The organism is Mycobacterium sp. NBC_00419 (assembly GCF_036023875.1).
Taxonomy (GTDB): Bacteria; Actinomycetota; Actinomycetes; order Mycobacteriales; family Mycobacteriaceae; genus Mycobacterium.
This window is the reverse complement of sequence record NZ_CP107931.1, coordinates 2,374,431-2,396,807: the sequence shown is the minus strand read 5'-3', so window position 1 is coordinate 2,396,807 and position 22,377 is coordinate 2,374,431. Positions and strand designations below refer to the sequence as shown.

Annotated in this window: 26 protein-coding genes; 13 read left to right on the top strand and 13 right to left on the bottom strand. The window is 68.2% G+C overall.

Going from position 1 to position 22,377, the window contains the following annotated elements; all coding sequences use genetic code 11:
- Nucleotides 1–2 precede the first annotated feature (2 nt).
- Genes OG976_RS11445 through OG976_RS11435 form a run of 3 tightly spaced genes read right to left on the bottom strand, consistent with a single transcriptional unit; the run spans nt 3 to nt 3,004 of the window.
- On the bottom strand, nt 3–680 hold the full coding sequence (locus tag OG976_RS11445) for a class I SAM-dependent methyltransferase (RefSeq protein ID WP_328362042.1): 678 nt from the start codon (nt 678–680) through the stop codon (nt 3–5).
- Nucleotides 681–720: 40 nt separating this feature from the next.
- Complete coding sequence (locus OG976_RS11440) at nt 721–2,196, bottom strand: glutamate--cysteine ligase (RefSeq protein WP_328362041.1); 1,476 nt, start codon at nt 2,194–2,196, stop codon at nt 721–723.
- A 49-nt stretch (nt 2,197–2,245) separates the two neighbouring features.
- Nucleotides 2,246–3,004 (bottom strand): class I SAM-dependent methyltransferase, encoded by a 759-nt coding sequence (locus OG976_RS11435; RefSeq protein WP_328363441.1) that lies wholly within the window; start codon nt 3,002–3,004, stop codon nt 2,246–2,248.
- Between the two features lie 36 nt (nt 3,005–3,040).
- Between OG976_RS11435 and glpK the strand changes: the two genes are divergently transcribed.
- Nucleotides 3,041–4,558 (top strand): glycerol kinase GlpK, encoded by a 1,518-nt coding sequence (gene glpK, locus OG976_RS11430; RefSeq protein ID WP_328362038.1) that lies wholly within the window; start codon nt 3,041–3,043, stop codon nt 4,556–4,558.
- A gap of 48 nt (nt 4,559–4,606) precedes the next feature.
- Here glpK and OG976_RS11425 read toward each other — a convergent pair whose 3' ends face one another.
- The 3 genes from OG976_RS11425 to OG976_RS11415 form a co-directional block, all read right to left on the bottom strand.
- On the bottom strand, nt 4,607–5,347 hold the full coding sequence (locus OG976_RS11425) for a PadR family transcriptional regulator (RefSeq protein ID WP_328362035.1): 741 nt from the start codon (nt 5,345–5,347) through the stop codon (nt 4,607–4,609).
- Nucleotides 5,348–5,430: 83 nt separating this feature from the next.
- Entirely contained in the window at nt 5,431–5,958 is a 528-nt protein-coding gene (locus tag OG976_RS11420; RefSeq protein WP_328362033.1) for a PadR family transcriptional regulator, read from the bottom strand.
- 55 nt (nt 5,959–6,013) lie between these two features.
- Nucleotides 6,014–6,667 carry a PAS and ANTAR domain-containing protein gene (locus OG976_RS11415; protein WP_328362030.1) on the bottom strand — a complete coding sequence of 218 codons (654 nt, stop codon included), beginning with the start codon at nt 6,665–6,667 and terminating at the stop codon, nt 6,014–6,016.
- A gap of 120 nt (nt 6,668–6,787) precedes the next feature.
- Between OG976_RS11415 and OG976_RS11410 the strand changes: the two genes are divergently transcribed.
- Genes OG976_RS11410 through OG976_RS11385 form a run of 6 tightly spaced genes read left to right on the top strand, consistent with a single transcriptional unit; the run spans nt 6,788 to nt 11,345 of the window.
- The gene (locus tag OG976_RS11410) at nt 6,788–8,128 is read left to right on the top strand and encodes a carotenoid oxygenase family protein (protein ID WP_328362027.1); all 1,341 of its coding nucleotides are present in this window, start codon (nt 6,788–6,790) and stop codon (nt 8,126–8,128) included.
- A gap of 11 nt (nt 8,129–8,139) precedes the next feature.
- Nucleotides 8,140–8,895 (top strand): SDR family NAD(P)-dependent oxidoreductase, encoded by a 756-nt coding sequence (locus tag OG976_RS11405; protein WP_328362024.1) that lies wholly within the window; start codon nt 8,140–8,142, stop codon nt 8,893–8,895.
- The gene (locus OG976_RS11400; protein WP_328362021.1) at nt 8,888–9,400 is read left to right on the top strand and encodes a nuclear transport factor 2 family protein; all 513 of its coding nucleotides are present in this window, start codon (nt 8,888–8,890) and stop codon (nt 9,398–9,400) included. The genes OG976_RS11405 and OG976_RS11400 overlap by 8 nt, the downstream gene beginning before the upstream one ends.
- A 37-nt stretch (nt 9,401–9,437) precedes the next feature.
- Nucleotides 9,438–9,812, top strand: coding sequence for a hypothetical protein (locus OG976_RS11395; protein WP_328362018.1), 375 nt, complete (start codon nt 9,438–9,440; stop codon nt 9,810–9,812).
- Nucleotides 9,797–10,960: a cation:proton antiporter gene (locus OG976_RS11390; protein WP_328362015.1), complete on the top strand. Its 1,164-nt coding sequence runs from the start codon at nt 9,797–9,799 to the stop codon at nt 10,958–10,960. Before OG976_RS11395 ends, OG976_RS11390 begins: the two co-directional genes overlap by 16 nt.
- A 40-nt stretch (nt 10,961–11,000) precedes the next feature.
- On the top strand, nt 11,001–11,345 hold the full coding sequence (locus OG976_RS11385; protein ID WP_328362012.1) for a hypothetical protein: 345 nt from the start codon (nt 11,001–11,003) through the stop codon (nt 11,343–11,345).
- 46 nt (nt 11,346–11,391) lie between these two features.
- Here OG976_RS11385 and OG976_RS11380 read toward each other — a convergent pair whose 3' ends face one another.
- Nucleotides 11,392–12,255 carry an RDD family protein gene (locus tag OG976_RS11380; protein WP_328362009.1) on the bottom strand — a complete coding sequence of 288 codons (864 nt, stop codon included), beginning with the start codon at nt 12,253–12,255 and terminating at the stop codon, nt 11,392–11,394.
- Nucleotides 12,256–12,283: 28 nt separating this feature from the next.
- Between OG976_RS11380 and OG976_RS11375 the strand changes: the two genes are divergently transcribed.
- A complete protein-coding gene (locus tag OG976_RS11375; RefSeq protein ID WP_328362004.1) occupies nt 12,284–13,276 on the top strand; it encodes a stage II sporulation protein M in 993 nt (330 codons plus the stop codon).
- 12 nt (nt 13,277–13,288) lie between these two features.
- On the opposite strand, the gene OG976_RS11370 is transcribed toward OG976_RS11375, so the two are convergent.
- From OG976_RS11370 to OG976_RS11350, 5 genes are read right to left on the bottom strand one after another with little or no spacing between them, the layout of a single operon-like run.
- Entirely contained in the window at nt 13,289–14,611 is a 1,323-nt protein-coding gene (locus OG976_RS11370) for a DUF58 domain-containing protein (RefSeq protein ID WP_328362001.1), read from the bottom strand.
- The gene (locus OG976_RS11365; protein ID WP_328361998.1) at nt 14,611–15,582 is read right to left on the bottom strand and encodes an AAA family ATPase; all 972 of its coding nucleotides are present in this window, start codon (nt 15,580–15,582) and stop codon (nt 14,611–14,613) included. Before OG976_RS11365 ends, OG976_RS11370 begins: the two co-directional genes overlap by 1 nt.
- Entirely contained in the window at nt 15,579–16,700 is a 1,122-nt protein-coding gene (locus tag OG976_RS11360; protein WP_442930457.1) for a DUF4350 domain-containing protein, read from the bottom strand. Before OG976_RS11360 ends, OG976_RS11365 begins: the two co-directional genes overlap by 4 nt.
- Nucleotides 16,697–17,350 (bottom strand): DUF4129 domain-containing protein, encoded by a 654-nt coding sequence (locus tag OG976_RS11355; protein ID WP_328361995.1) that lies wholly within the window; start codon nt 17,348–17,350, stop codon nt 16,697–16,699. Before OG976_RS11355 ends, OG976_RS11360 begins: the two co-directional genes overlap by 4 nt.
- 13 nt (nt 17,351–17,363) lie before the next feature.
- Nucleotides 17,364–18,563: a DUF7847 domain-containing protein gene (locus tag OG976_RS11350; protein ID WP_328361992.1), complete on the bottom strand. Its 1,200-nt coding sequence runs from the start codon at nt 18,561–18,563 to the stop codon at nt 17,364–17,366.
- 98 nt (nt 18,564–18,661) lie between these two features.
- Between OG976_RS11350 and OG976_RS11345 the strand changes: the two genes are divergently transcribed.
- From OG976_RS11345 to OG976_RS11325, 5 genes are all read left to right on the top strand, one after another.
- The gene (locus OG976_RS11345) at nt 18,662–19,126 is read left to right on the top strand and encodes a GatB/YqeY domain-containing protein (protein ID WP_328361990.1); all 465 of its coding nucleotides are present in this window, start codon (nt 18,662–18,664) and stop codon (nt 19,124–19,126) included.
- Nucleotides 19,127–19,163: 37 nt separating this feature from the next.
- Nucleotides 19,164–20,150 carry an LLM class F420-dependent oxidoreductase gene (locus OG976_RS11340; protein ID WP_328361987.1) on the top strand — a complete coding sequence of 329 codons (987 nt, stop codon included), beginning with the start codon at nt 19,164–19,166 and terminating at the stop codon, nt 20,148–20,150.
- Between the two features lie 86 nt (nt 20,151–20,236).
- Nucleotides 20,237–20,383, top strand: a complete 147-nt coding sequence (locus OG976_RS11335) for a hypothetical protein (protein WP_328361984.1) — start codon at nt 20,237–20,239, stop codon at nt 20,381–20,383.
- 125 nt (nt 20,384–20,508) lie between these two features.
- Complete coding sequence (locus OG976_RS11330; protein WP_442930528.1) at nt 20,509–21,207, top strand: HemK2/MTQ2 family protein methyltransferase; 699 nt, start codon at nt 20,509–20,511, stop codon at nt 21,205–21,207.
- The gene (locus OG976_RS11325; protein ID WP_328361978.1) at nt 21,204–21,428 is read left to right on the top strand and encodes a CDGSH iron-sulfur domain-containing protein; all 225 of its coding nucleotides are present in this window, start codon (nt 21,204–21,206) and stop codon (nt 21,426–21,428) included. Before OG976_RS11330 ends, OG976_RS11325 begins: the two co-directional genes overlap by 4 nt.
- On the opposite strand, the gene OG976_RS11320 is transcribed toward OG976_RS11325, so the two are convergent.
- Nucleotides 21,408–22,367 (bottom strand): iron-containing redox enzyme family protein, encoded by a 960-nt coding sequence (locus tag OG976_RS11320; protein ID WP_442930456.1) that lies wholly within the window; start codon nt 22,365–22,367, stop codon nt 21,408–21,410. The genes OG976_RS11325 and OG976_RS11320 overlap by 21 nt on opposite strands.
- Between the last annotated feature and the right edge of the window lie 10 nt (nt 22,368–22,377).

Sequence of the window (22,377 nt, the reverse complement as noted above, 5' to 3'; positions counted from 1 at the left end):
CGTCAGTGCTCTTTGTGGGCGCTGAGCAGGAAGGCCGGCATCATCGTGCGGCCCTTCTCGTCGGTGTCCACGGGCATCGGACGGCCGGGCAGGTCCGGGTGTTCGGGCTCGTGCGCGTGAATCTTGGCCGGGCGGATCTCGTCAACCACGAAGTACTTCGAAACCGCCGTGCGCAACTCGTCCTCGTCGACCTCGTTCGGCTTGGTCTCCCACTCAGCGGGGAACGCGCCCTTGGCGAACACCAGGATGTAGTAGCGCGCGCCCGGCGCAGCCGCCCGGTGCACCGACTGCAGGTAACCGTCACGGAGTTCGACCGGCAGTGAATGGAACAGCGTGCTGTCGATGATCGTCGCGAACCGGCCGTCGAAGCCGGTGAACGCGGTGATGTCGTCGCACACGAACGTCGTGCCGGGCAGGTCGCGGTCCGCAGAGGCTTTGGTGGCCGCGGCGATCGCGGTCGGTGAGACGTCGATCCCGACCACGGTGTAGCCCTGCGCCGCCAACGCCAACGACAACTCGGCGTGCCCGCACCCGGCGTCGAGTACCTCGCCGGTGACCTTTCCGTCGCGGATCAGGGCCGCCAGCTCCGGCTGCGGCTCGCCGATGTTCCACGGAGGCGGGCCCGGGAAGGACCCCTCCTGCTTGTAGGCGCTGTCCCAATCCATAACCTCAGAAGCCATGCACCCAACCGTACGCCGGTCGGCACCGGGTCCTCAACGGTCAGGGAAGCTCCCAGGTGTGCACCGGGGAGTTGGAATGCATCAATTCGCAATAGCGCCTGAGCATCTCGGCTAGCGCCTGCGGTCTGGCCAGACCCTTCTCCTGGAGCGCCTGCACCGTCGCCACCTGCCAGACCGACCCGTTGCGGCCCGTTTTGGCGCGTCCCTCGATCACCCCGAGGTAGCGATCACGTACCTCGGGTGCGACCTGCCAGCGGCGCAAACCCTCATCGGCCATCGGCAACAGCGTCCGCAGCACCAACTCGTCGGCGGTCACTTCGCCGAAACCCGGCCAGTACAGCCGGGCGTCCAGGCCGTGGCGGGCGGCGTCGAGGAAATTGTCATGTGCGGCAGTAAAACTCATCTTCGTCCACAGCGGACGGTCCTCTTCCGAGAGGTAGCGCAGCGCGCCGTAGTAGAACGCCGAGTTGGCCATCATGTCGACGACGGTCGGGCCGGCAGGCAACACGCGGTTCTCCACCCGCAGATGCGGCCTGCCGTTGACGACGTCGTAGACCGGCCGGTTCCAGCGGTACACCGTGCCGTTGTGCAAACGCAGTTCCGGCAGATGAGGAGTGCGCCCGGCGGCGAGTTCGGCCACCGGGTCCTCGTCGGACAGCTCGGGCAGCAGCGACGGGAAGTAGCGGACGTTCTCCTCGAACAGGTCGAAGATGGAGGTGATCCAGCGCTCGCCGAACCACACCCGCGGGCGCACCCCCTGGGTCTTCAGCTCCTCAGGCCGGGTGTCGGTGGCCTGGGCGAACAGCTCGATGCGCGTCTCGGACCACAGGTGATGGCCGAAGAAGTACGGCGAATTCGCGCCCAGCGCCAACTGCGGGCCGGCCAGCACCTGTGCGGCGTTCCAATTGTTGGCGAAGTCGGCGGGTGACACCTGCAGGTGCAATTGCATACTGGTGCAAGCAGATTCGGGCGCGATGGACTCCGCGTGCACGCTGAGCCGTTCGGGGCCGGCGATGTCAATCAGGATGTCCTCGCCGCGGGCGGTGAAGATCGAGTCGTTGAGCGCCTGGTAGCGCATCGACGGGCTCATCCAGTGGCCCGTCAGATGCTCCTGCATCAACGTCGGCAGGATGCCGATCATCACGATGTGCGCGCCGTCGGTGTTGGCCTTGGTCTCCGCGGCGTTGAGGCTGGCGCGGATCTCGTCTTCCAGCTCCAGTGCGGTTCGGCCCGGCAGCCGTCGCGGCGGCACGTTGAACTCGATGTTGTAGGCGCCCAATTCGGTCTGGTAGGCCGGATCGGCGATCGCCGCGAGCACCTCCTGGTTGGACATCGCCGGCTGGTAGTCGGCGTTGACCAGGTTGCACTCGATCTCCATCCCGGTCAGTGGCCGGTCGAAATCGAAGCTGGACTGGGCGAGCATGGTTTCGAACACGTCCAGGCAGAGCTGTACCTTGCGCCGGTACTCCTGCCGGTGCGCCCGGGTGTAGCTGGCGTGCTTGACCTCTTCGCCCACGGGGCCATGCAACCGGTTCGGTGCCGGGCGCGCAAGCGAATGGCGCAGATCAGCTCTTGCGGCTGGCCAGTACCGTTTGGCGGTCGAAACCTGAGCTACTCACCTCGACGTCAACGCCCGCGTAGTCGCCCAGCGCGCGCAGCGCCGACGGGCTGTAGGCGCGCAGTGAACTGATGAACCCGTCGTGGGCGAACGGCCACCACAACGCGAACGGGGCGAACACCGCCAGCTTCGCGATGTGCAGAACCGACGGCATCCGGGGGAGGTCGATGACGAGCAGCGTGGTGGCCACCCGGGTGGCTTCGGCGAAGACCTGTGCCGCCTGTTGCGGCGGCAGGTGATGGAACGACAGGGCGAACACCGCCAGGTCGAAGGAGTCGTCGGGGGCGTCGATGGCGGTGGCGTCGACGACGCGCACGGTGGCCCGCGGATCCTGGCCCAGACCGGAGGCCGCCATCGCCGCCACCGACTCGGGGTTGATATCGGTGACCGTCACCTCGGCGGTGGGGTGCTGCTCGAGCACGATGCGCGACAGCGCGCCGTGCCCGGCCCCGAGTTCGAGGATCTTGGGGTCGGCGACGTCGGCGACCTCGCGCAGCACCAGCTGCGCATTGCGTTCGTGCTCGTTGAACATCGAGCCCATCACGTCGAGGGCGCGGATCACGCCGCGTTTGACGTCGTCGTCGACGTCGTCGCGGTCGAGGTACTCGGGGCGGTCGGTCTGCAGGAGGCGGTCCAGCCACGACGCGTCCGGCCCGCCCCTGGGCATGTCGGCGATGTCTGCCACTGGTTTTGCCACGTAGGCCATCATGGACGATGCACCGCCACGTTTCTAGGAGCACTGTTGGCCGACTTCGTCGCATCGATTGACCAGGGCACCACCAGCACCCGTTGCATGATCTTCGACCACAACGGCATCGAGGTGGGCCGCCACCAGCTCGAGCACGAGCAGATCCTGCCGAAGGCGGGCTGGGTCGAGCACAACCCGGTGGAGATCTGGGAGCGCACCAAGACCGTCGTCCAGTCCGCGCTGAACACCACCAAGCTGTCCGCCGGTGACCTCGCCGCGCTGGGTATCACCAACCAGCGCGAGACCACGCTGGTGTGGAATCGCAAGACCGGCCGGCCGTACTACAACGCGATCGTCTGGCAGGACACCCGCACCGATCGCATCGCCACCGCGCTCGATCGTGACGGGCGCGGGGACGTGATCCGGCACAAGGCCGGTCTGCCCCCGGCGACCTACTTCTCCGGCGGCAAGCTGCAGTGGATTCTGGAGAACGTCGACGGTGTGCGCGCGGCCGCCGAACGCGGTGATGCGCTGTTCGGCACGCCTGACACGTGGGTGCTGTGGAACCTCACCGGCGGCGCGGCCGGCGGGGTGCACGTCACCGACGTGACCAACGCCAGCCGGACCATGCTGATGAATCTGGAGACGCTGGATTGGGACGATGAACTGTTGTCGTTCTTCGGGATTCCCCGGGTGATGCTGCCGGATATCCGTCCGTCGTCCTCACCGGAGCCCTACGGCATGACCCATCCCGGTGGGCCCACCGGCGGCGAGGTACCGGTCACCGCAAGCCTGGGTGATCAGCAGGCGGCGATGGTGGGTCAGGTGTGCCTGGCGCCGGGGGAGGCCAAGAACACCTACGGCACCGGCAACTTCCTGCTGCTCAATACCGGCGAGAAGATCGTGCGCAGCTCCAACGGCCTGCTGACCACGGTGTGTTATCAGTTCGGTGACGCGAAACCTGTTTACGCCCTTGAGGGTTCGATTGCGGTGACGGGTTCGGCGGTGCAGTGGCTACGCGACCAGCTGGGCATCATCAGCGGCGCCGCGGACAGCGAGACACTGGCCTCCCAGGTCGCCGACAACGGTGGGGTGTACTTCGTGCCGGCGTTCTCCGGGCTGTTCGCGCCGTACTGGCGCTCGGATGCCCGGGGCGCGATCGTGGGGCTGTCCCGGTTCAACTCCAACGCGCACGTCGCCCGCGCGACGCTGGAGGCGATCTGCTACCAGAGCCGCGACGTCGTGGATGCGATGGAGGCGGACTCGGGTGTGCACCTGGAGGTGCTCAAGGTCGACGGCGGGGTGACGCTCAACGAGTTGTGCATGCAGATCCAGGCCGACGTGCTGGGTGTGGACGTGGTGCGTCCGGTGGTCGCCGAGACCACGGCGCTGGGTGCGGCGTATGCCGCCGGGCTGGCGACCGGCTTCTGGGCTGACCCCGACGACCTGCGTGCCAATTGGCATGAGGACCGGCGTTGGTCGCCGGCCTGGAGTGAGGAACAGCGTGCCGCCGGCTATGCGGGCTGGCATAAGGCGGTGCAGCGCACCCTCGATTGGGTCGACGTGTCGTGATTCGGGCGCGGTTATCGCCGCTGGGCGACGATAACCGCGCCGAAATCGCTACTCGGACTCGCCGAGGATCTGGTAGACCTCGCGGCGCGCAGCGTTGACGATGTCGACGATGCGCTGCTGCTGTTCGGGGCTGGCGGTGTGCGCGGACTGCGCGACCGCCCCGAACAGCTGGCCCATCGCGGCGCGCAGGTTGACCTGGCCGGGCTCGATGTCCTCGTTGATCTCCTCCCACGGCGGGGTGGTGATCTTCTCCGCGGCGGTCCGCCCGTCCTCGGTCAGCTCGAAAAGCTTCTTGCTGCCGTCGGTTTCGGTGCCGACGATGACGCCTTCGTCGACGAGCAACTGCAGGGTGGGGTAGACCGAGCCGGGGCTGGGCTTCCACACACCGTTGGTGCGCTCGGCGATCTCCTGGATCATCTCGTAGCCGTGCATCGGCCGTTCGGCCAGCAGGGCCAGGATGGCGACGCGGACGTCACCTCGCCTGCCCCGGCTGCGACCGTGGCCACGGCGTCCGCCGCCGGGTCCGAAGCCGAAGCCAGGGCCGAAGCCCGGACCGAACCCGAAACCGGGGCCGAAGCCGCCGCGGGGACCGAAACCGCCCGGGCCGTCACCGCCGGCCATCTGTTCGCGGAGGTGCTCACGGAAATGCCGGCGGGCATGCCGGCGTGCGGGTCCTGGCGGCGCAAAACCGAAGCCGGGACCGAAGCCCGGGCGGAAGCCGGGGCCGAAGCCGCCGGGACCGGGGCGGCCCGAGTCAGGGCCGTCGCACTGGGGGAATGGGGTGCTCATAGGAGCTCTCTTTTCTCGACGGGAAACGCCGAATGCGCTTCCGATACGTCAACGATATATCGGAAACTATCGCGATGCAACGGTCAATGTGCCGAGCGGCGGTCGATCTCCGTGATCAGCCAGCGTGCCCAGTCGGCTTCCATGGCCTGTGCGCGCAGTCCGTACTCCAGTGCCGCCCGGCCGTAGAAGTCGGCGTCGCTGTCATCCCAGTCGACCGAATCGCGCAGCTGCTCATAGCGTTTGTGCTCGGTATCGGCTTGTTCGGCGACCGTCTGGATGTGGTCGCGGGCCTGCCCTGGCGGCATCTCGCCGAGCAGGAAGACCCGCAACAATTCGGCGCTGCGGTAAGGCGGATCGTCCTGCGCGTTGGCCATCCAGCGCAGCAGGTCCTCGCGGCCTGCCTCGGTGACCCGGTACTCCTTGCGGCCACGGGGACCGATGTCGCTGACCTCGATCAGCCCGGAATCGGCCAGCTTGTTCAACTCGCCGTAGAGCTGGCTCTGGGTGGCCGGCCACACGTTGGCCATTGAATACTCGAACCGTTTGAGCAGGTCATAGCCGCTGCCGGGCTGTTGGGCCAGCAGGCCCAGTGCCGCGTACCGAAGACTCACCCGATCATCGTAGAGCGCGACATGTCAGAAGTGGAATGTCACGGCTGCGCCACGCCTAGTGCGGACGACTGATTCTGGTGTGTGCGGTCAGCAGCACGTGGTCGTACACCGACCGGGCCGGGAGTCGCTCGTCGAAGCTCAGGGCACAGACGTCGATGACGATCTGCTCGGCCAGTAGCCGCAGCTTGGTGTTGGTTCTGCCTGATCGCCACCGCAGAATCTCGAAGGCGCGGTCGGCATCGACCCGGTACACCAGCATCAGCATGCCCTTGGCCTGCTCGATGGTGGCCCGGTTGGAGGCCACCTCGGCCACCGCGGCAGCCAGTTCCTCGTCGGCTTCCCGATGGATCGGCGTGACGTCGACGTAGTGGCCTTCGGTGCCGACGATCCGACCTGTCTCATCGCGCAGGTGAGACCCGACGACCACGACTTCGCGCACCTCGCCGCTGGTGTCGATGATGCGGTGCCGGCTGCTCCACGGCTGTTGCGATTCGCGCACTGTGGCCAGCACCGCGCGCACTATCGGCAGGTCGTCGGGGTGCTTGTGGGACATCACCAGATCGGTGGTCGGCGTGACGGCCCCGGGCTTGTAACCGTGCAGGCGCGCCACCACCGGCGACCATTCCCACGACTCATCGGCGAAGTAGAAACGGGTCCACCCCACGGTGTCGGACGGGTCGGTGACCTCGCCCGCCGCTTCGGTCGACATGCCCGAGAAATGTACTCACCGAATCCGGCATCCGGTCTGTTTTTTTGTGAGGCGGATACGCCCAATCTGGATAACCGTTCACTGTTGACATGTCATCTATGGACTGTCAGAGTGGACGCCATGACCGACGTCACAGCAGACTCCGCCAACCTGCCCACCGAAGGCCAGTTCTTCCAGCGCGGCAACTACGCGCCCGTGCCGGACGAACTCACCGACTATGACCTGCCCGTCGAGGGTGCCATTCCGCCCGAACTCGACGGCTGGTACCTGCGCAACGGCCCCAACCCGCGCCAGCCCACCGGGCACTGGTTCACCGGCGACGGGATGATCCACGGCGTGCGGATCGAGGGCGGGGCGGCCAAGTGGTACCGCAACCGCTGGATCCGCACCGACAGTTTCACCGACCCCTTCCCGCTCTACAACGACGACGGCACCCGCAGCTTGAACGCCTCGGTCGCCAACACCCACGTCGTCAATCACGCCGGCAAGACGCTCGCGCTCGTCGAGTCCTCACTGCCCTACGAGATCACCAACGATCTCGAGACCGTCGGCTGCTACGACTTCGGCGGCAAGCTCAACGACGCGATGACCGCGCACCCGAAGATCTGCCCCACCACCGGGGAACTGCACTTCTTCGGCTACGGCAACATCTTCGAGCCGCACGTCACCTACCACCGTGCCGACGCCAACGGCGAGCTCACCGTCAACCGCCCGCTCGACGTCAAGGCGCTGACGATGATGCACGACTTCGCGATGACCTCGGGGCACGTCATCTTCATGGACCTGCCGATCGTGTTCAATCTCGACATCGCCATCGAAGGCAAGGGCGACATGCCCTACCGATGGGACGACAACTACGGTGCGCGCCTGGGTGTTCTGAGCCGTGACGACCCGTTCGGCGAGGTTCGCTGGTTCGACATCGATCCCTGCTATGTCTTCCACGTCGCCAACGCCTACGAATCCGGCGATTCGATTGTGCTGCAAGCAGTTCGGTACCCCGAGCTCTGGCGTGACAACGGCGGCTTCGAAGCCAGTGCGGTGCTGTGGAGCTGGACGATCGACCTCAAGACCGGCACGGTCAGCGAACGCCAGCTCGACGACCGGGCGGTCGAGTTCCCCCGTATCGACGACCGGCTGGCCGGGTTGCCCGCCCGCTACTCGGTGTCGGTCGGCGACGCAAAACTGGTCCGCTACGACCTGAACACCGGCGACGCCGTCGAGCACACCTTCGGCACGGGTTTGGTGCCGGGTGGGCCGGGGGAGGCGGTCTTCGTGCCGTCGCCGTCGGGTCCGGCCGACGAGAGCAACGGCTGGTACATCGGCTACGTCTACGACGCCGCCCGCGATGGCAGCGATCTGGTGATCCTGGACGCGTCGGATTTCGGTGGTGACCCGGTCGCCAGGATCGCGCTGCCGCGCCGGGTCCCGTACGGATTCCACGGGAACTGGATCAGCGCCTAGCCTTCCGGGGCATGGACGACTTCAGTGCGTTGCCTGGGACCGCCTTGGTCGTCGGTGGTACCGGCGGCATCGGGTCCGAGATCGTTCGGACGCTGGTGTCGCGCGGGTCGCGGGTGGCGCTGACCTATCACGGCAACGAGGACAAGGCGGCACAGCTGACCGACGGCCTGGGCGTCAGCGCGCACCGACTGGACCTGGCCGATGCCGCCGGCGTGCAGGGCGTCGTAGCGTCGGTCGCCGATTACGCCGGCGGCCTGCACACCGTGGTCTACACGGCCGGGCTGCACGTGCCGATGCGTCACCTCAGCAGGATCGAGCCCGACCAGTTCGGGCGCCAGATCGCCACCGACACCGGCGGCTTCTTCACTCTCATCGCCGCCTGCCTGCCGCACTTGCGGGCCGCACGCGGCAGCCTGGTGGCCGTGACCACCGCGGCGACGCGGCGCTTCGCGGTGCGCGACGGACTGTCGGTCGCCCCCAAGGCGGCCATCGAGGCGCTGATCCGCGGCATCGCGGCCGAGGAGGGTCGATTCGGGGTGCGCGCCAACTGCGTGGGTCCCGGCATGCTCGTCGACGGCAACGCCGAACGGCTGATCGCCGACGGGGACCTCGACGACCGCGCGCTGCAGGCCGCCCGCGACAACACCCCGCTGGGTAGATTCGGTTGCGCCGCCGACGTGGCCGAGGCGGTGTGCTTCCTGGCCTCGCCGCGGGCCGGCTTCATCACCGGCCAGAAGCTCGACGTAGACGGAGGTTACGGTGTCTGATGCACTCGAGCGGCTGACTGACCTCCAGGCGATCCGCGACGTCGTGGCGATGTACTGCCGTGGCGTCGACCGACTCGACCTCGACCTGGTGCGGCAGGCCTACCACCACGACGCCGTCGACCACCACACCGGGTTCGACGGCAGTGCGGATGACTTCGTACGCTGGCTCGGCAAGAGCCTCGAGTACCTCGCCGGGTCGATGCACCTGATGGGCAACCATCATGTCGAGTTCATCGGCACAGACCGTGCAATCAGTGAAACCTACTGCACGGCAACGCATTGGGGCCGTCCCGAGGACCCCGACAGGCTGAACTTCACCAGCGGCGTGCGCTACGTCGACCTCATGGAACGCCGCGACGGCCGATGGGCGATCGCGGAGCGCTGGGCGGCCCGGGAATGGACCCGGCGCGAGACGTTCATTCCCGCGGAAAAGCCGGGCCCCCGCGGCCGGCGCGACGCCGACGACCCGCTGCACGTTCTCAGGAGACGTTACGGTCCGAGTTGAGGTTCGGGGCCCCACAGGCGAGTAGCCTCAGCACACCATGGCGGTGAAATGGCTTGACGACCCTGAAGACCACGACTACGACGCGGCGGCCGACTATCTGAGTCTGCTGGCCGAGCCGGCCACTGTCACCGCCACAGTGGCTGCCCTGCGCACGGCGAAACCGGTGTACCGCAAGGCCAAGGACATTCTGCGGGCCGCGCGTCTGAACCTGCTGTCAGCTGATAACCCCCACGTGCGGTCAGACCTGGACAAGATCGGTCGCGGCAAGAAGCTGTCACCGATCCTGCTGGTGCGCGGCAGCGCAGCCGATGCCCTGCAGATCGCCGACGGTTACCACCGTGTGTGTGCCAGTTACCTGACCGACGAGAACACGGCGATCCCGTGCCGGCTCGCGTCATGGGCCACGCATTGAGTGGTTTCGGCTTCAGCACCCTGGCGCTGGTCGCGGTGGTCGGCATGGTCGGCCCGCTGCTGGCGTCGGTGCCGGGCCTGCGGATCCCCGTGGTGATCGGGGAGCTCGCTGCCGGATTGATCATCGGCAGAACGGGATTCGGCATCGTCGATGCGGGTGACCCGACCTTCCGCCTGCTGGCCGACATCGGCTTCGCGCTGGTGATGTTCGTGGTCGGCACCCACGTCCCGATCCGCGACACCACGCTGCGCTCGTCGGCCGGTACCGCTGTTCTGCGCGCCGTCCTCGTCGGCGCGGTCGCCACCGGGCTGGGGTTGGGTCTGGCGCAGGTGTTCCACACCGGCCACGCCGCGGTGTACGCCGTGCTGATGGCGTCGTCGTCCGCGGCGCTGGCGCTGCCGGTCATTCAGTCCCTGGGCCTGGCGGGTCCCCAGGTGCTGGGTGTCACCGCCCAGATCGCCATCGCAGACTCCGCTTCGATTGTGTTGCTGCCCTTGGTGATCGACCCGCACCGGGCGATCTCGGCAGCCCTCGGCGCGGCCGTCATCGGGGTGTGCTCGGTCGTGCTGTTCGTGGCGCTGTCGACCTTGGAGCGCCGCGGACTCCGCAAGCGTCTGCACCGTTACTCCGAGACCAACAGAATTGCCCTCGAACTGCGGATCAGCCTGATCGTGCTGTTCGCCCTCGCAGCGCTGGCAGCCAGCACCCATGTGTCGATCATGCTGGCCGGGTTCGCGCTCGGCCTGGTGGTCAAGGCAACCGGCGAGCCGCGCCGGTTGGCCCGGCAGTTGTTCGGCATCACCGAGGGTTTCTTCAGCCCGTTGTTCTTCGTCTGGCTCGGTGCGTCGCTGCAGGTGCGCGAACTGGGCGACCGGCCCGCCTACGTCCTGCTGGGCCTCGCCCTGGGCGTCGGGGCGGTCCTGGCCCACCTGACGTGCCGTCTGACGGGTCAGCCGCTGGCGTTGGGGGCGCTGGCCGCCGCCCAGCTCGGGGTGCCGGTGGCCGCGGCCACCCTGGGCACCCAGAACCACCTGCTCTCCCCGGGCGAACCGTCGGCGCTGATGCTCGGAGCGCTCTTGACGATCGCGGTGACCTCCGCGGCCGGCGTGGTGGCAGCCCGGCGCCAGCGCGCGCAGCCGCAAGCCTGATCCAGGGTTGTGCGGTGCCCGGTTCGGGTAGCCGGTCGCCATGACCGCATCGAATGCCACCGAAACAGACTCCGGCCGGGCACACCGCACACGGCTGTGGGTCAACTGGCTGCTCGCGCTGTCGACCATCCTCGGCGCCGCCGCCGTGCAGGTGCTCGCCATGGGCGCCGTGATGAGCACCGCAGCATGCGGTGAGCCGAACTGCCCTAAGCCGACCGGGTTCGTCTACGGGTTGCTCATCTACACGCCGCCTGTCGTGGCGGTGGTGGCGATCCTGCTGTCGTTCCTCACCGCCGGGTACCGCCGTGGCTTCCTGGTTCCGCTGCTCGCCTGGGTGGTCATCGTCGTCGACGTCGCCGTGCTGGTGGCGACGTTCTCGTCGTAGTCGGCTCAGCCGGTGACGCGCCGCTGGTGATCGGGATGCAGCTGCGTTAGCCCGGCGGCACGAACCCGCCGGGACCCGCGCCCGGAGCCACCGGCGGTGCGGCCACCGGCGGGCCCGGGGGTGCCGGAGGGTACGACGGGTACATCGGGGGCGCAACGGCCGGACGCAGCCGCGCCAGTTCGCGGCGATGCCGTTCGGCGAGCACGGCCGCCAGCACATAGTGCGGCGGCGTGCCGGGCGGCGGTGGCGGCGAGATCCGCGCGACCACCTCCGAGGTGATCCGGTACGCCATCTGGTCGCGGATCTGCGGATCCAATTGTGTTGCACGGGAGAGGAACTGGCGGGCCATCTCGGCCTGCTCGGGTCCGAGCCCAGACAGCTCCAACGATGCCGCCCACCACGCCAACGCAGGTGGCATGACTGGTGGGGGAGCGAGTTTGGGGCCGCGTTCGCTGATCACCACCGTGCCGGCGAACACGTCACCGATGCGCTTGCCCTTCGGGGAGGCAAGGCTGCAGATCACCGCCGGCCCACCGAAGAGCGTCCAGATCTCGACGAACCCGGCCAGCGAACGAAACAGCGCCTGCCGGAAGCGTTCCGGGCCGCCGTCCTCGGACACCACCCGCAGGCCCATCACCATCTTGCCGATCGAGCGGCCGCGGGTCGCGGTCTCGAAGATGATCGGATAACCCACCAGAGCCAGCACCGTGAAGATGATCATGATCGCGGCGCTCAGGGCCTCGTCGAACTGGAGCGCGGTGGCCACCCACAGCATCATCCCGATCAGGTAGGCGATCATCACGACGCAGATGTCGATCAATGCGCCGACGGCGCGAACCGGTAACTGCGCGATCTGGACGTCGAGGACGACCGCGTCCCCGGTCACCACCGTCTCGGGCACCGGCATCATGCCGACCAACGGTACTAGTCTCGGCCCGGTGGACGTCGACGCATTCGTCCTGGCTCACCAGGACACCTGGAACCGGCTCGAGCAGCTGGTCAAGAGGCGCCGTCGTCTGACGGGCCCCGAGGTCGACGAACTCGTCGACCTCTACCAGCGGGTTTCCACCCACCTGTCGATGGTGCGGTCCGCGTCCTCGGACAGCGTCCTGGTCGGCCGGCTGTCGACCCTCGTCGCCCGGGCCCGCTCGGCGGTCACCGGTGCGCACGCCCCGCTGTGGAGCGAGTTCGCCCGGTTCTGGACCGTGTCGTTCCCGGTGGTGGCCTACCGTGCCTGGCGGTGGTGGCTGGCCACCGCCGTCGCGTTCTTCGTCGTGGTGGTGATCATCGGCATGTGGGTGGCGGGCAACCACGAGGTGCAGTCCGCGCTCAGCACGCCCGCGGAGATCGACCACCTGGTCAACCACGACTTCGCCAACTACTACAGCGAGAACCCCGCGGGCTCGTTCGCACTGCGGGTGTGGCTGAACAACTCGTGGGTGGCTGCGCAGTGCATCGCGTTCGCGATCCTGCTGGGCATCCCGATTCCGTGGGTGCTGTTCCAGAACGCCGCGAACCTCGGCGTCACCGGCGGCCTGATGATGCACGCCGGCAAGGGTGACGTGCTGTTCGGGCTGCTCATCCCGCACGGCCTGCTGGAGCTGACGGCGGTGTTCCTGGCCGGGGCGGTCGGTATGCGGCTGGGCTGGACGGTGATCTCGCCGGGCGACCGGCCCCGCGGGCAGGCACTGGCCGAACAGGGCCGGGCAGTGGTCGCCGCGGCAGTGGGCCTGGCCGTGGTGCTGCTGGTGTCGGGTCTCATCGAGGCGTTGGTGACACCGTCCCCGCTGCCGACATTCGTGCGCATCGGCATCGGCGTTTTCGCCGAAGCGGCATTCCTGGCCTACGTCGTCTACTTCGGGCGGCGTGCCAGCCTGGCCGGTGAGACCGGTGACCTGCAGGACGCGCCCGACGTGGTGCCGACCGGGTAGAGGCTCGGCGGCCTACAGCCGGCCGGTGGCCTTCATCGCCAGGTACCGGTCGGCCAACGCCGGCGCCAGATCCTCCGGCGCGGCATCGACAACTTCAATTCCCTTGTGCCGCAACCGCGATGCGATGAGCCGACGGTCGTTGCGGGCCCGCTCCGCGGCGGCGGCGTCGTACACCTGAGCCGCGTCGGCGCGCCCGGCCGCCAGCTGATCGACGCGCGGATCGGACACCGAGGCCACGATCACCTGATGCTTGGCCGACAGCTGCGGCAGCACCGGCAGCAACCCCTCGTCGAGTGCCGAGGCGTTGAGGTCGGTGAGCAGGACCACCAGGGCCCGGCGGCGCACCCGCCGCAGCACCGAGGCCACCATCGCGGCGGCGTCGGACTCGATCAACGCCGGCTCGAGCGGAGCCATCGCATCCACCAACTGGGCGAGCAGTTCGGTGCGCGAGGCGCCGAAGACGCCCGTCCGCGTCACCCGGTCGTGCGCCAGGAAGTCGACGTGGTCACCGGCGCGGGAAGCCAGCGCGGCCAGCAGCAGCGCGGCGTCCATCGACCAGTCCAGTCGCGGCCAGCCGCCGGGATCGCGTGCGGTCGGGTCAACCCCGACCCGGCCCGCCGAGGTCCGGCCGGTGTCGAGCACGATCACCACCCGGCGGTCGCGCTCCGGGCGCCAGGTGCGAACGACCACGTCCGCGCGGCGTGCGGTGGCCCGCCAGTCGATGGAACGGACGTCGTCGCCGACGACATACTCCCGCAACGAGTCGAATTCCGTTCCGTGGCCGCGGATCAGCACCGGCAGCAGCCCGTCGATCTCGCGCAGCTTGGCCAGCCGCGACGGAAGGTGCTTGCGGGACAGGAACGGCGGCAGGATCCGGATCTGACCCGCGACGTCGTGCGACCGTTGCCGGCCGGCAAGACCGAGTGGTCCGGTGGACCGGGCCGTGATCACCTGTGAGCGCTGATCGCCCCGTCTGCGCGGCTGCAGCGTGGTCGCGATCGTCTCGGTGTGGCCCGGCCGTATCGCCAGGGCGTGCGTGCGGGGTTGTGCGCAGGCACTCGGCGGCCAGGCGTCGCGCAGCGCTCCGCGAAACCGCCGGGTACCGGCGTTGTGAACCCGCAGCACCGCGTCGACCTGCTGGCCGAGGCGGGCCGAGGCGGCGCCGTCGCGCTCGAAGCGCAGGGCCCGGGGGCTGCCGGCGAGTGCGACGTCGACGGCTACCGCGGCGGCCAGCGCCAGCAGTGCTACCACGAAAGCCGTTGCCGGCCAGGGTGACAGTGCGATCGGCAGCACACACAGCAGGGCGATCAGCCCGGTGCGGCCGGTGAGCGTCACTACCGTGGCACCGGCACGGCGGCCAGGATGCCGTCGAGCACCCCGTCGGGGGTGGCTCCCTCGAGTTCGGCCTCCGGGCGCAGCCCGATCCGGTGTCGCAAGGTCGGGCGCGCCATGGCCTTGACGTCGTCCGGAGTGACGTAATTGCGGCCCGACAGCCACGCCCACGACCGCGCCGTGCCCAGCAGGGCGGTCGCGCCACGCGGTGACACACCCAGCTGCAGTGACGGGGAATTCCTTGTGGCGCCCACGATGTCGACGATGTAGCCCAGTACCTCATCGGCGATCAGAACCTGCTTCACCGCGGCGCGGCCCGCGGCCAGTTCAGCGGGACCGGCCACCGCCCGCAGGGCGCTCAGGTCGCGGGGATCAAACCCCTGGGCGTGCCGTCCGAGAATCGCGATCTCCTGATCCCGCGGCGGCAGCGGCACATTGAGCTTGAGCAGGAAGCGATCCAGCTGCGCTTCGGGCAGCTGATAGGTGCCCTCGTATTCGATCGGGTTCTGAGTGGCGACCACGATGAACGGATCCGGCAGCGGCTTCGGATCGCCGTCGACGCTGACCTGTCGTTCCTCCATGGCCTCCAGCAGTGCGGCCTGAGTCTTCGGTGGGGTGCGGTTGATCTCGTCGGCCAGCAGCAGATTGGTGAACACCGGGCCCTCCCGGAACACGAAGGCCGCGGTGCGCGCGTCGTAGATCAGTGAACCGGTGATGTCGCCAGGCATCAGGTCCGGGGTGAACTGCACCCGCTTGAACTCCAACTGCAGGGCGGCGGCCATCGCGCGGACCAACAAGGTCTTGGCTACGCCGGGCACACCTTCGAGCAGGACGTGCCCGCGGCACAGCAGTGCGATCACCAGACCGCTGACGACGGCGTCCTGCCCGACAACGGCTTTGGCGATCTCGTGGCGAAGAGCCAGCAATGCGTTGCGTGCCTCGTCGTGTTGAGGGGATGGCGCGAATTGAGTCACGACTTCGTGACCTGCCTTTCGATGTCGTCGAGAGCGTGGGCCAGCTGGAGGAGGTCGGCGTCGGTGGCTGGTACCGGACCGAACAGGATGTGTGCCACGGTGGTGGTGTCGCCGCTGTAGCGCTGCGCGACAGCCGAGGCGATGGCGGCATGAGAAGCGTTGGCGCCCAGACCGAGCCGGGGTGTCAGCCGCTGGACGGTGGCGGTACGCAGTGCCTCGGCCGCCTGGTCGCGGGCGCGCCGGGACCGGTAGAGCCGGGCCCGGCCCTCGACGGTCTCCGACGCGCGGACCACCACGGGAAGCTTCTCGGCCACCAGCGGGCCCAGTCGGCGGCCCTGCCACAGGGCCAGCAGGACCACCGTCAGGCACAGCTGCCAGACGATCCAGCTCACCGCGTCGGGGATGAGGTCACCGATCTCGGCGCCGCCGCTGACGTCGCCCTCGGCTTGCTGTGGGGCGTACCAGATCAGCCGTGGGCGTTGCCCGGCGAGGTTCATCGCCAGCGCGGCGTTGCCTTCTGTCAGTAGTGCGCCGTTGGTCATGAACTCCGAACTGCCGGCGACGGTGATCGTGCGCCCGTCGGCGCGGTAGCGCACCAGTGCACCGCCGTAGCAGCGGGTGAGGTCGACATCGCCGACCTTCTCGTAGGTGTCGGTCGGGCCCAGTTGTACGACGCCGGCGTGATTGGCCTCGGGCAGATCACAATCCGGCTCATCGCCCAGGACGCTCGCCCCGCCGGTCCGGATACCGGGAGCCAGGGCGTCGCGGACCCGGGCGGTGGGTTCGAGCAGCAGTCGGTCACCGGGAACCGCGGCCAGCCTGTTCAGTAAGTCCGCTCCGCGGGTCTGGTAGGTCTCGGCTGCCAGCAGCAGGGTGTCCGGGCCCGCGGCGCGTTCCACCCCGGCGACATCCTCGGCCACAAGGACATCCACACCGCGATCCCGCAGCAGGGTCACCAGCGCGTGCGCGCCTTCCGAGGACGTCGACTGCGGATCCATCCGCCCGCCGGGGCGCGGCGCGGTGAGATAGGCACTGACTGCGGCCACTGCCGAGATCACGATCAGGCCCAGGGCGAGCCAGCGTCCGGTGCGCCAGCGTTGTCCGATAGTCGTGCTCACCGCAGCGGGGTCCAGGTGTCGGCGATCGTGGTGGCCGTGACGTCGGCGCCGGTGGGTGCCGCGTGCTGGCGCAGGGCATCGTCAAGGCCGGCGATCATCCGGTAGTTCGGCTCGGTGCCGGGTTGCTCGCCGTAGGTGACATCGTTGAATGTTGTTGCCGCACGCCGTAGGTCTGTGGCGAAGCCGGGCAGCAGTTCACCGGCGTCCTGGGCGAGCTCAGTGGCGGTGCGTCCGGCGACCGGGTTCAGTGTGCCCGACTCCTCCAGTTGGCGTGCCACAGCTCGAAGTCGATGGCGAATCGCCGCGGCCCAATTTCCCTGGGCTGCATAGCCTTCGGCAGTCGAACGATGCTCGGCTGCCGAGAGTTCATGGGCGCCGAACAATCCTGCCCCGGTTCCCCGGTTGGTCCGCATGGTCCGCCGCGCGATGCGCACGGCGACGACGAACGCCACCACGACGAGAATCGCCAGCACCGCGATGGTGAACCAGCCGCCCGGGATCGAGCCGCCCTTGAGGATCAGGCGGTTGATGAGGTCGTCGAGCCACTCGCTGATCCGGTCGGTCAGCGAGGCTCGGGGGTAGATCGGTTTGGCCAACTCGCGCTGCGCTGCCTCATGGGCGGTCTCGCGGTCGATATCGATGGTGGGCATGGTTGTTGGGCCCTCAGCGCGCCGGGGTGCGCCACAGCGCGTCGGCGGCCTCGACATCGGCGGTGCTCGTGGTGGCACCGGTCTGCAGGACGAGGTCGAAGGCCTCGGCACGGATGCGGATGTCGGTGTAGAGCAGCACGACCACCCCGGCATTGAACGGCGCGGTGACGATCTGCCCGATCGCGCTGCCGACGGCGGCGATCGCGGTGGCCAGGATGAAGGGCCCGGAACTATCGGCACTGAAGGCGACGATCTGCCCGGCGATGCTGAACGGGACGGCGACCGCTCCCGCGACCACGGCGGCCACCAGCGAGGCCAGCAGCCGGATACCCAGGACGCGCCAGAAGTGGTTGCGCACCAGGGCGAATGACCGGTTGATGGAGTCCATCACGGACTTTCGCTCCAGCACGATCGCCACCGGAGCGAACGCGAGCGCGGTGTACAGGTAGAGCAATACCGCCACGGCCGCCAGCACCAGTGGTATCCCGACAAGCACCGCGATCCCGGTGTTGGCGGCGAGGCTGATCCCCAGGATCGCCAGCGCGACGGCACCGATGAGCACAACTGCCGCAACGACTTCCAGGGCACTGAGGCCGATCAGCGCAAGCAGTCGACCGCGCACCCGTCGCCAGGCCTCACCGATGGTGATCGTCGAACCGAACACCGCCCGGCCCACCACGACCGTCAGCATGCCCGACAGCAGGATCGCCGACAGCGCGGTGGCGATACCACCGGCGGCGCTTGAGGCGAGGGTGCCGACCAGCACGGGGGTGGACAGCTCGCCGTCACCCTCAGCGCTGATCCGCCCGACGTAGGCCAGCGGTCCCGCTTGCAGCAGCAGCGCCAGGATCTGGGTGATGACGACCACCACAGCCGTCAGGCCGAGGGTCGCCTTGGGATTGGCCCGGATATAGCCGACCGCGCCGTTGAAGATGTCGCTGAGCGACAGCGGACGCAGCGGGATGACGCCTGGCTTGAGGGCCATCGCGGGAAGGCCCCCGTAGCCCGGCGGCAGGTAACCGGGTGGTGGGTAGCCCGGCGGGGGGTAGCCCGGCGGGGGATAGCCCGGTGGTGGATAACCGGGCGGGGTATAGCCCGGTGGTGGATAGCCGGGCGGTGGGTAACCCGCCTGGGGGTAACCGGGCGGCGGGAACGCCGGTTGACCTGGCCAGCCCTGCGGTGGACCGCCCTGGCCGTGGGGTGGTGTGGTCACCGGACAACGCCCCCGACGTCGTTGCTCATCACCCCATCCTGTCGACAGGCCGGGTAATTCTCAACGTCCTCCCACTCCGTGCGCGTAGCGTTTGCGCCATGGCGGAGCTCAAAGACCAGCTGAGATCGGACCTCACCGACGCGATGAAGGCCAAGGACAAGCTACGGACCGCGACATTGCGGATGCTGCTTGCGGCGATTCAGACCGAGGAGGTGTCCGGCAAGCAGGCCCGGGAGCTGTCCGACGACGACGTGCTCAAGGTGCTGGCCCGCGAGTCCCGCAAGCGCAGCGAGGCCGCCGAGATCTACACCCAGAACGGCCGCGGCGAGCTGGCCGCTGAGGAACATGCCGAAGCGCGCGTCATCGATGAGTATCTGCCCACCCCGCTGACCGAGGCCGAAGTCGCCGACGTGGTGGACACCGCGATCGCCCAGATCGCCGAGGAGATCGGCGAACGCCCCTCGATCAAGCAGATGGGCCTGGTGATGAAGGCGGCCACCGCGATCGCGGCGGGCAAGGCGGACGGCTCAAGGCTCTCGGCGGCGGTCAAGGACCGGCTCTAGCTCGTTTCGCCCGCTGACGTGCGGGTACCCGTCGGCCATGACGCGCTTCGGATACACCCTCATGACCGAGCAGAGCGGACCCAAAGAGCTTGTCCGCTATGCGATGTCAGCTGAGCAGGCAGGTTTCGACTTCGAGGTCTGCAGTGACCACTTCTCACCGTGGCTGGTGTCGCAGGGCCACGCCCCGAACGCCTGGACGCTCCTTGGCGCGGTCGCGCACGCCACCGAGACAGTCGACCTCTACACCTACGTGACCTGTCCGACGATGCGCTACCACCCGGCTGTCGTCGCTCAGCAGGCGGCGACATTGCAGATACTCGCCGACGGCCGCTTCACGCTGGGACTGGGCTCCGGGGAGAACCTCAACGAGCATGTCATCGGACGCGGCTGGCCGGCGGTAGCGCGACGCCACGACATGCTGCGTGAGGCGATCGTCATCATCCGGCGGCTGCTCAGCGGCGAACTGGTCGACCACAAGGGCGAGTACTTCCAGGTGGATTCGGCGCGGATCTGGGACGTCCCCGAGGTGCCGGTGACCATCGGCGTCGCCGTATCCGGGGAGCGCTCGCTGGACGCCTTCGCCACCGCGGGCGATCACCTGATCGCCGTCGAACCCGACGGCAAGCTCGTCGACGGCTGGCACAGTGCCCGCCAGGCGACCGGGCTGCCCGGCGGTGGACGGGTGATCGGACAGATCCCGATCTGCTGGGACCCGGACCGCGACGCGGCGATCCAGCGGGCCCACGAGCAGTTCCGCTGGTTCAGCGGTGGCTGGGCCGTCAATGCCGACCTGCCCACACCGGCCGGCTTCGCCGGCGCCACCCAGTTCGTCACCCCGGACGCCGTAGCCGAGAACATTCCGTGCGGGCCGGATCTGGACGCCATCGTCGAGTCGGTCAGCGCGTATTGGAAGGCCGGGTTCACCGACATCGCGCTGGTTCAGATCGGCGACGACGGGCAGGAGGCCTTCCTCGCCAAGGCTGCCGAACCATTGCTGGCGGCCCTGCGCGAGGCAGCGAACTGAACCCCTACATCTGTTGTCGGGAAACGTGTTTGGTCGCATAGCCCGCAACGGGTTGAAACGGCGGTGGATGGGTTATCCCCACGGCCATGACCGACCGGACTTCCGACGAGGACGATCTCGCCGACTACACCGACGACCACCAGGAAGAACGCCGAACTGACCTGCCCGACCGGCGAGACGGTGACCGCACTCCCGACGTCGACGACGGCCCCGACTTCGAAACACCCGATTAGGAAACGTCCCTAGGTGGTCGGCGGCGGGTCGGTCCGATCCCGCGTGGTTTAACACAACGGTAATCGGGCATCTATATGCATCTATGCCGTGGCACCACAACGGCTTCGATCTCGAAAGGCCGACGTTGACCATCCTCTATCCCGACGTGCAGGATTCGGTTGCCGCGACAACGGGCGTCTATGCACCGCAGCATGATTCGATGCTGCTCATCGACGCGATGACAGTTGCCGCCGACATGGCAGGGCGGCGCGTTCTCGACGTCTGCACCGGAAGCGGTGTGATCGCCATCGCGGCGGCCCAACTCGGTGCGCGCAGTGTCTGTGCCGTTGACATCAGCCCCCGCGCCGTGCGGTGTGTCCAAGCCAACGCCGCGCGTGCCGGTGTGACGGTCGACGCCCGGCTCGGTGATGTGACCGGCGCAGCCGACACTGGACCGTACGACATCGTCGTCTCCAATCCTCCTTATGTGCCAACAGGTCCCGACTCGCATCTGGAGCAGATCTCGCCGGACGTCGGTCCCTCGAGTGCGTGGGACGCCGGTCCGGACGGCCGGATGGTGCTCGACCCGCTGTGCGATTCGGCGCCGATGTTGCTGGCCGACAGGGGCACGATGCTGATCGTGCAGTCCGAACTCGCCGGTGCCGGGCGCACCCTGCGACGGCTCCGCCGTGGTGGCCTGCACGCCGAAATTATTATGACGCAACTCATTCCGTTCGGTCCGGTGCTCAACGCCCGGGCGCACTGGATGGAGCAGATCGGCATGATCCCGGTCGGCAGGCGCGAGGAGGAACTCGTCGTGATCAGAGCGGTGAAAGCAGCATGACCGAGGTGCAGCCGCGCCTGGTCCGCATCGTGTCGTCGGGGCCCATGATGGTGCAGGGACCGGTGCGCATCGAACTGGCGGACGGAACCGTCGTTGAATCCGACCGCTTCATGGTCGCGATCTGTACGTGCAAGCGCAGCAAGACCTATCCGCTGTGCGACACCAGCCACCGGCGTCGCCGCCGTCACGGTGACGCGGCGTCAGCCGATCGGCCTGCGTAGCGAGCTCTCGCCGGTGGTCCAGCTCGCCATCAGGTGACGGGCCAGGCGATCCTCGACCGCTTCATGCGCCCGGATCCCGAACACGACGTCGCGCTCCAACTCGGGTTCGCGCCCGACCAGATCGCCGACGACGTCGGTCCGCACCACCTGCTCGTGCACGGCATCGGCCTCGACATGCTCCCGGTAGAACGCCACGCAGGTGTCGGGGGCGCCGAGCCGTTCGAGTGCTTCGACGAGTCGGCGCGAACCGGGTGAGGACGTGATCTCGGTGGATGCGAAATGCCCGATGGCGCTGCCGCGATGCTCGCGGTGCAGGCCGAACATCGACATCAGGTTGACCACCGCCAGCGACTCGGCGGGCACGGCGTCGATGTAGCCGAGGTAGTCGGCGTCGAGCCCGGCGGCGACCATCAGGTCGGCGAACAGCTGCTGGTGAACCTGGTCAGCGCGACCGCCACCGAACTCGTCGTACTCGACGGCCACGAATGCGGCTTTCGCCTGACCGGTGAGCCGGGGGATGGCCCAGGCGTGCGGATCGCCCTCCTTGAGGTGATACAGCGAGCGGTGCACGAAGTACTCCTGCATCTGCTCCCAGGTTCCCTTGTCGCGCAGGAAGTACGACGGACCCGATCCGTCGACGGGTTCGACCGTCAGGCGCTCCATCTCGGCGGCCGCGGTCTCGCCGGCGCCGATGTCGCCGACGTCCTGGCTCACCGCCGCGAGGAAGGTCTCTTCAAGACGGGCCCGCAGATGCAGCAACCCGGGGTTCCACTCCCAGCCGTCGTCGACGCCGGCGAACCCGCGGTAGTGCAGTTCGTAACACACGTAGAGGCTCAGCTGAACGTCGATGCCGTAGGGATCGGAGTCGCCGACGGAGGCCTCGACGCGATTGAGGTGCGCCCGCGGTGCCCGCTCGGTGAGGAGATCGAGAACCGCCATGGACAACGGT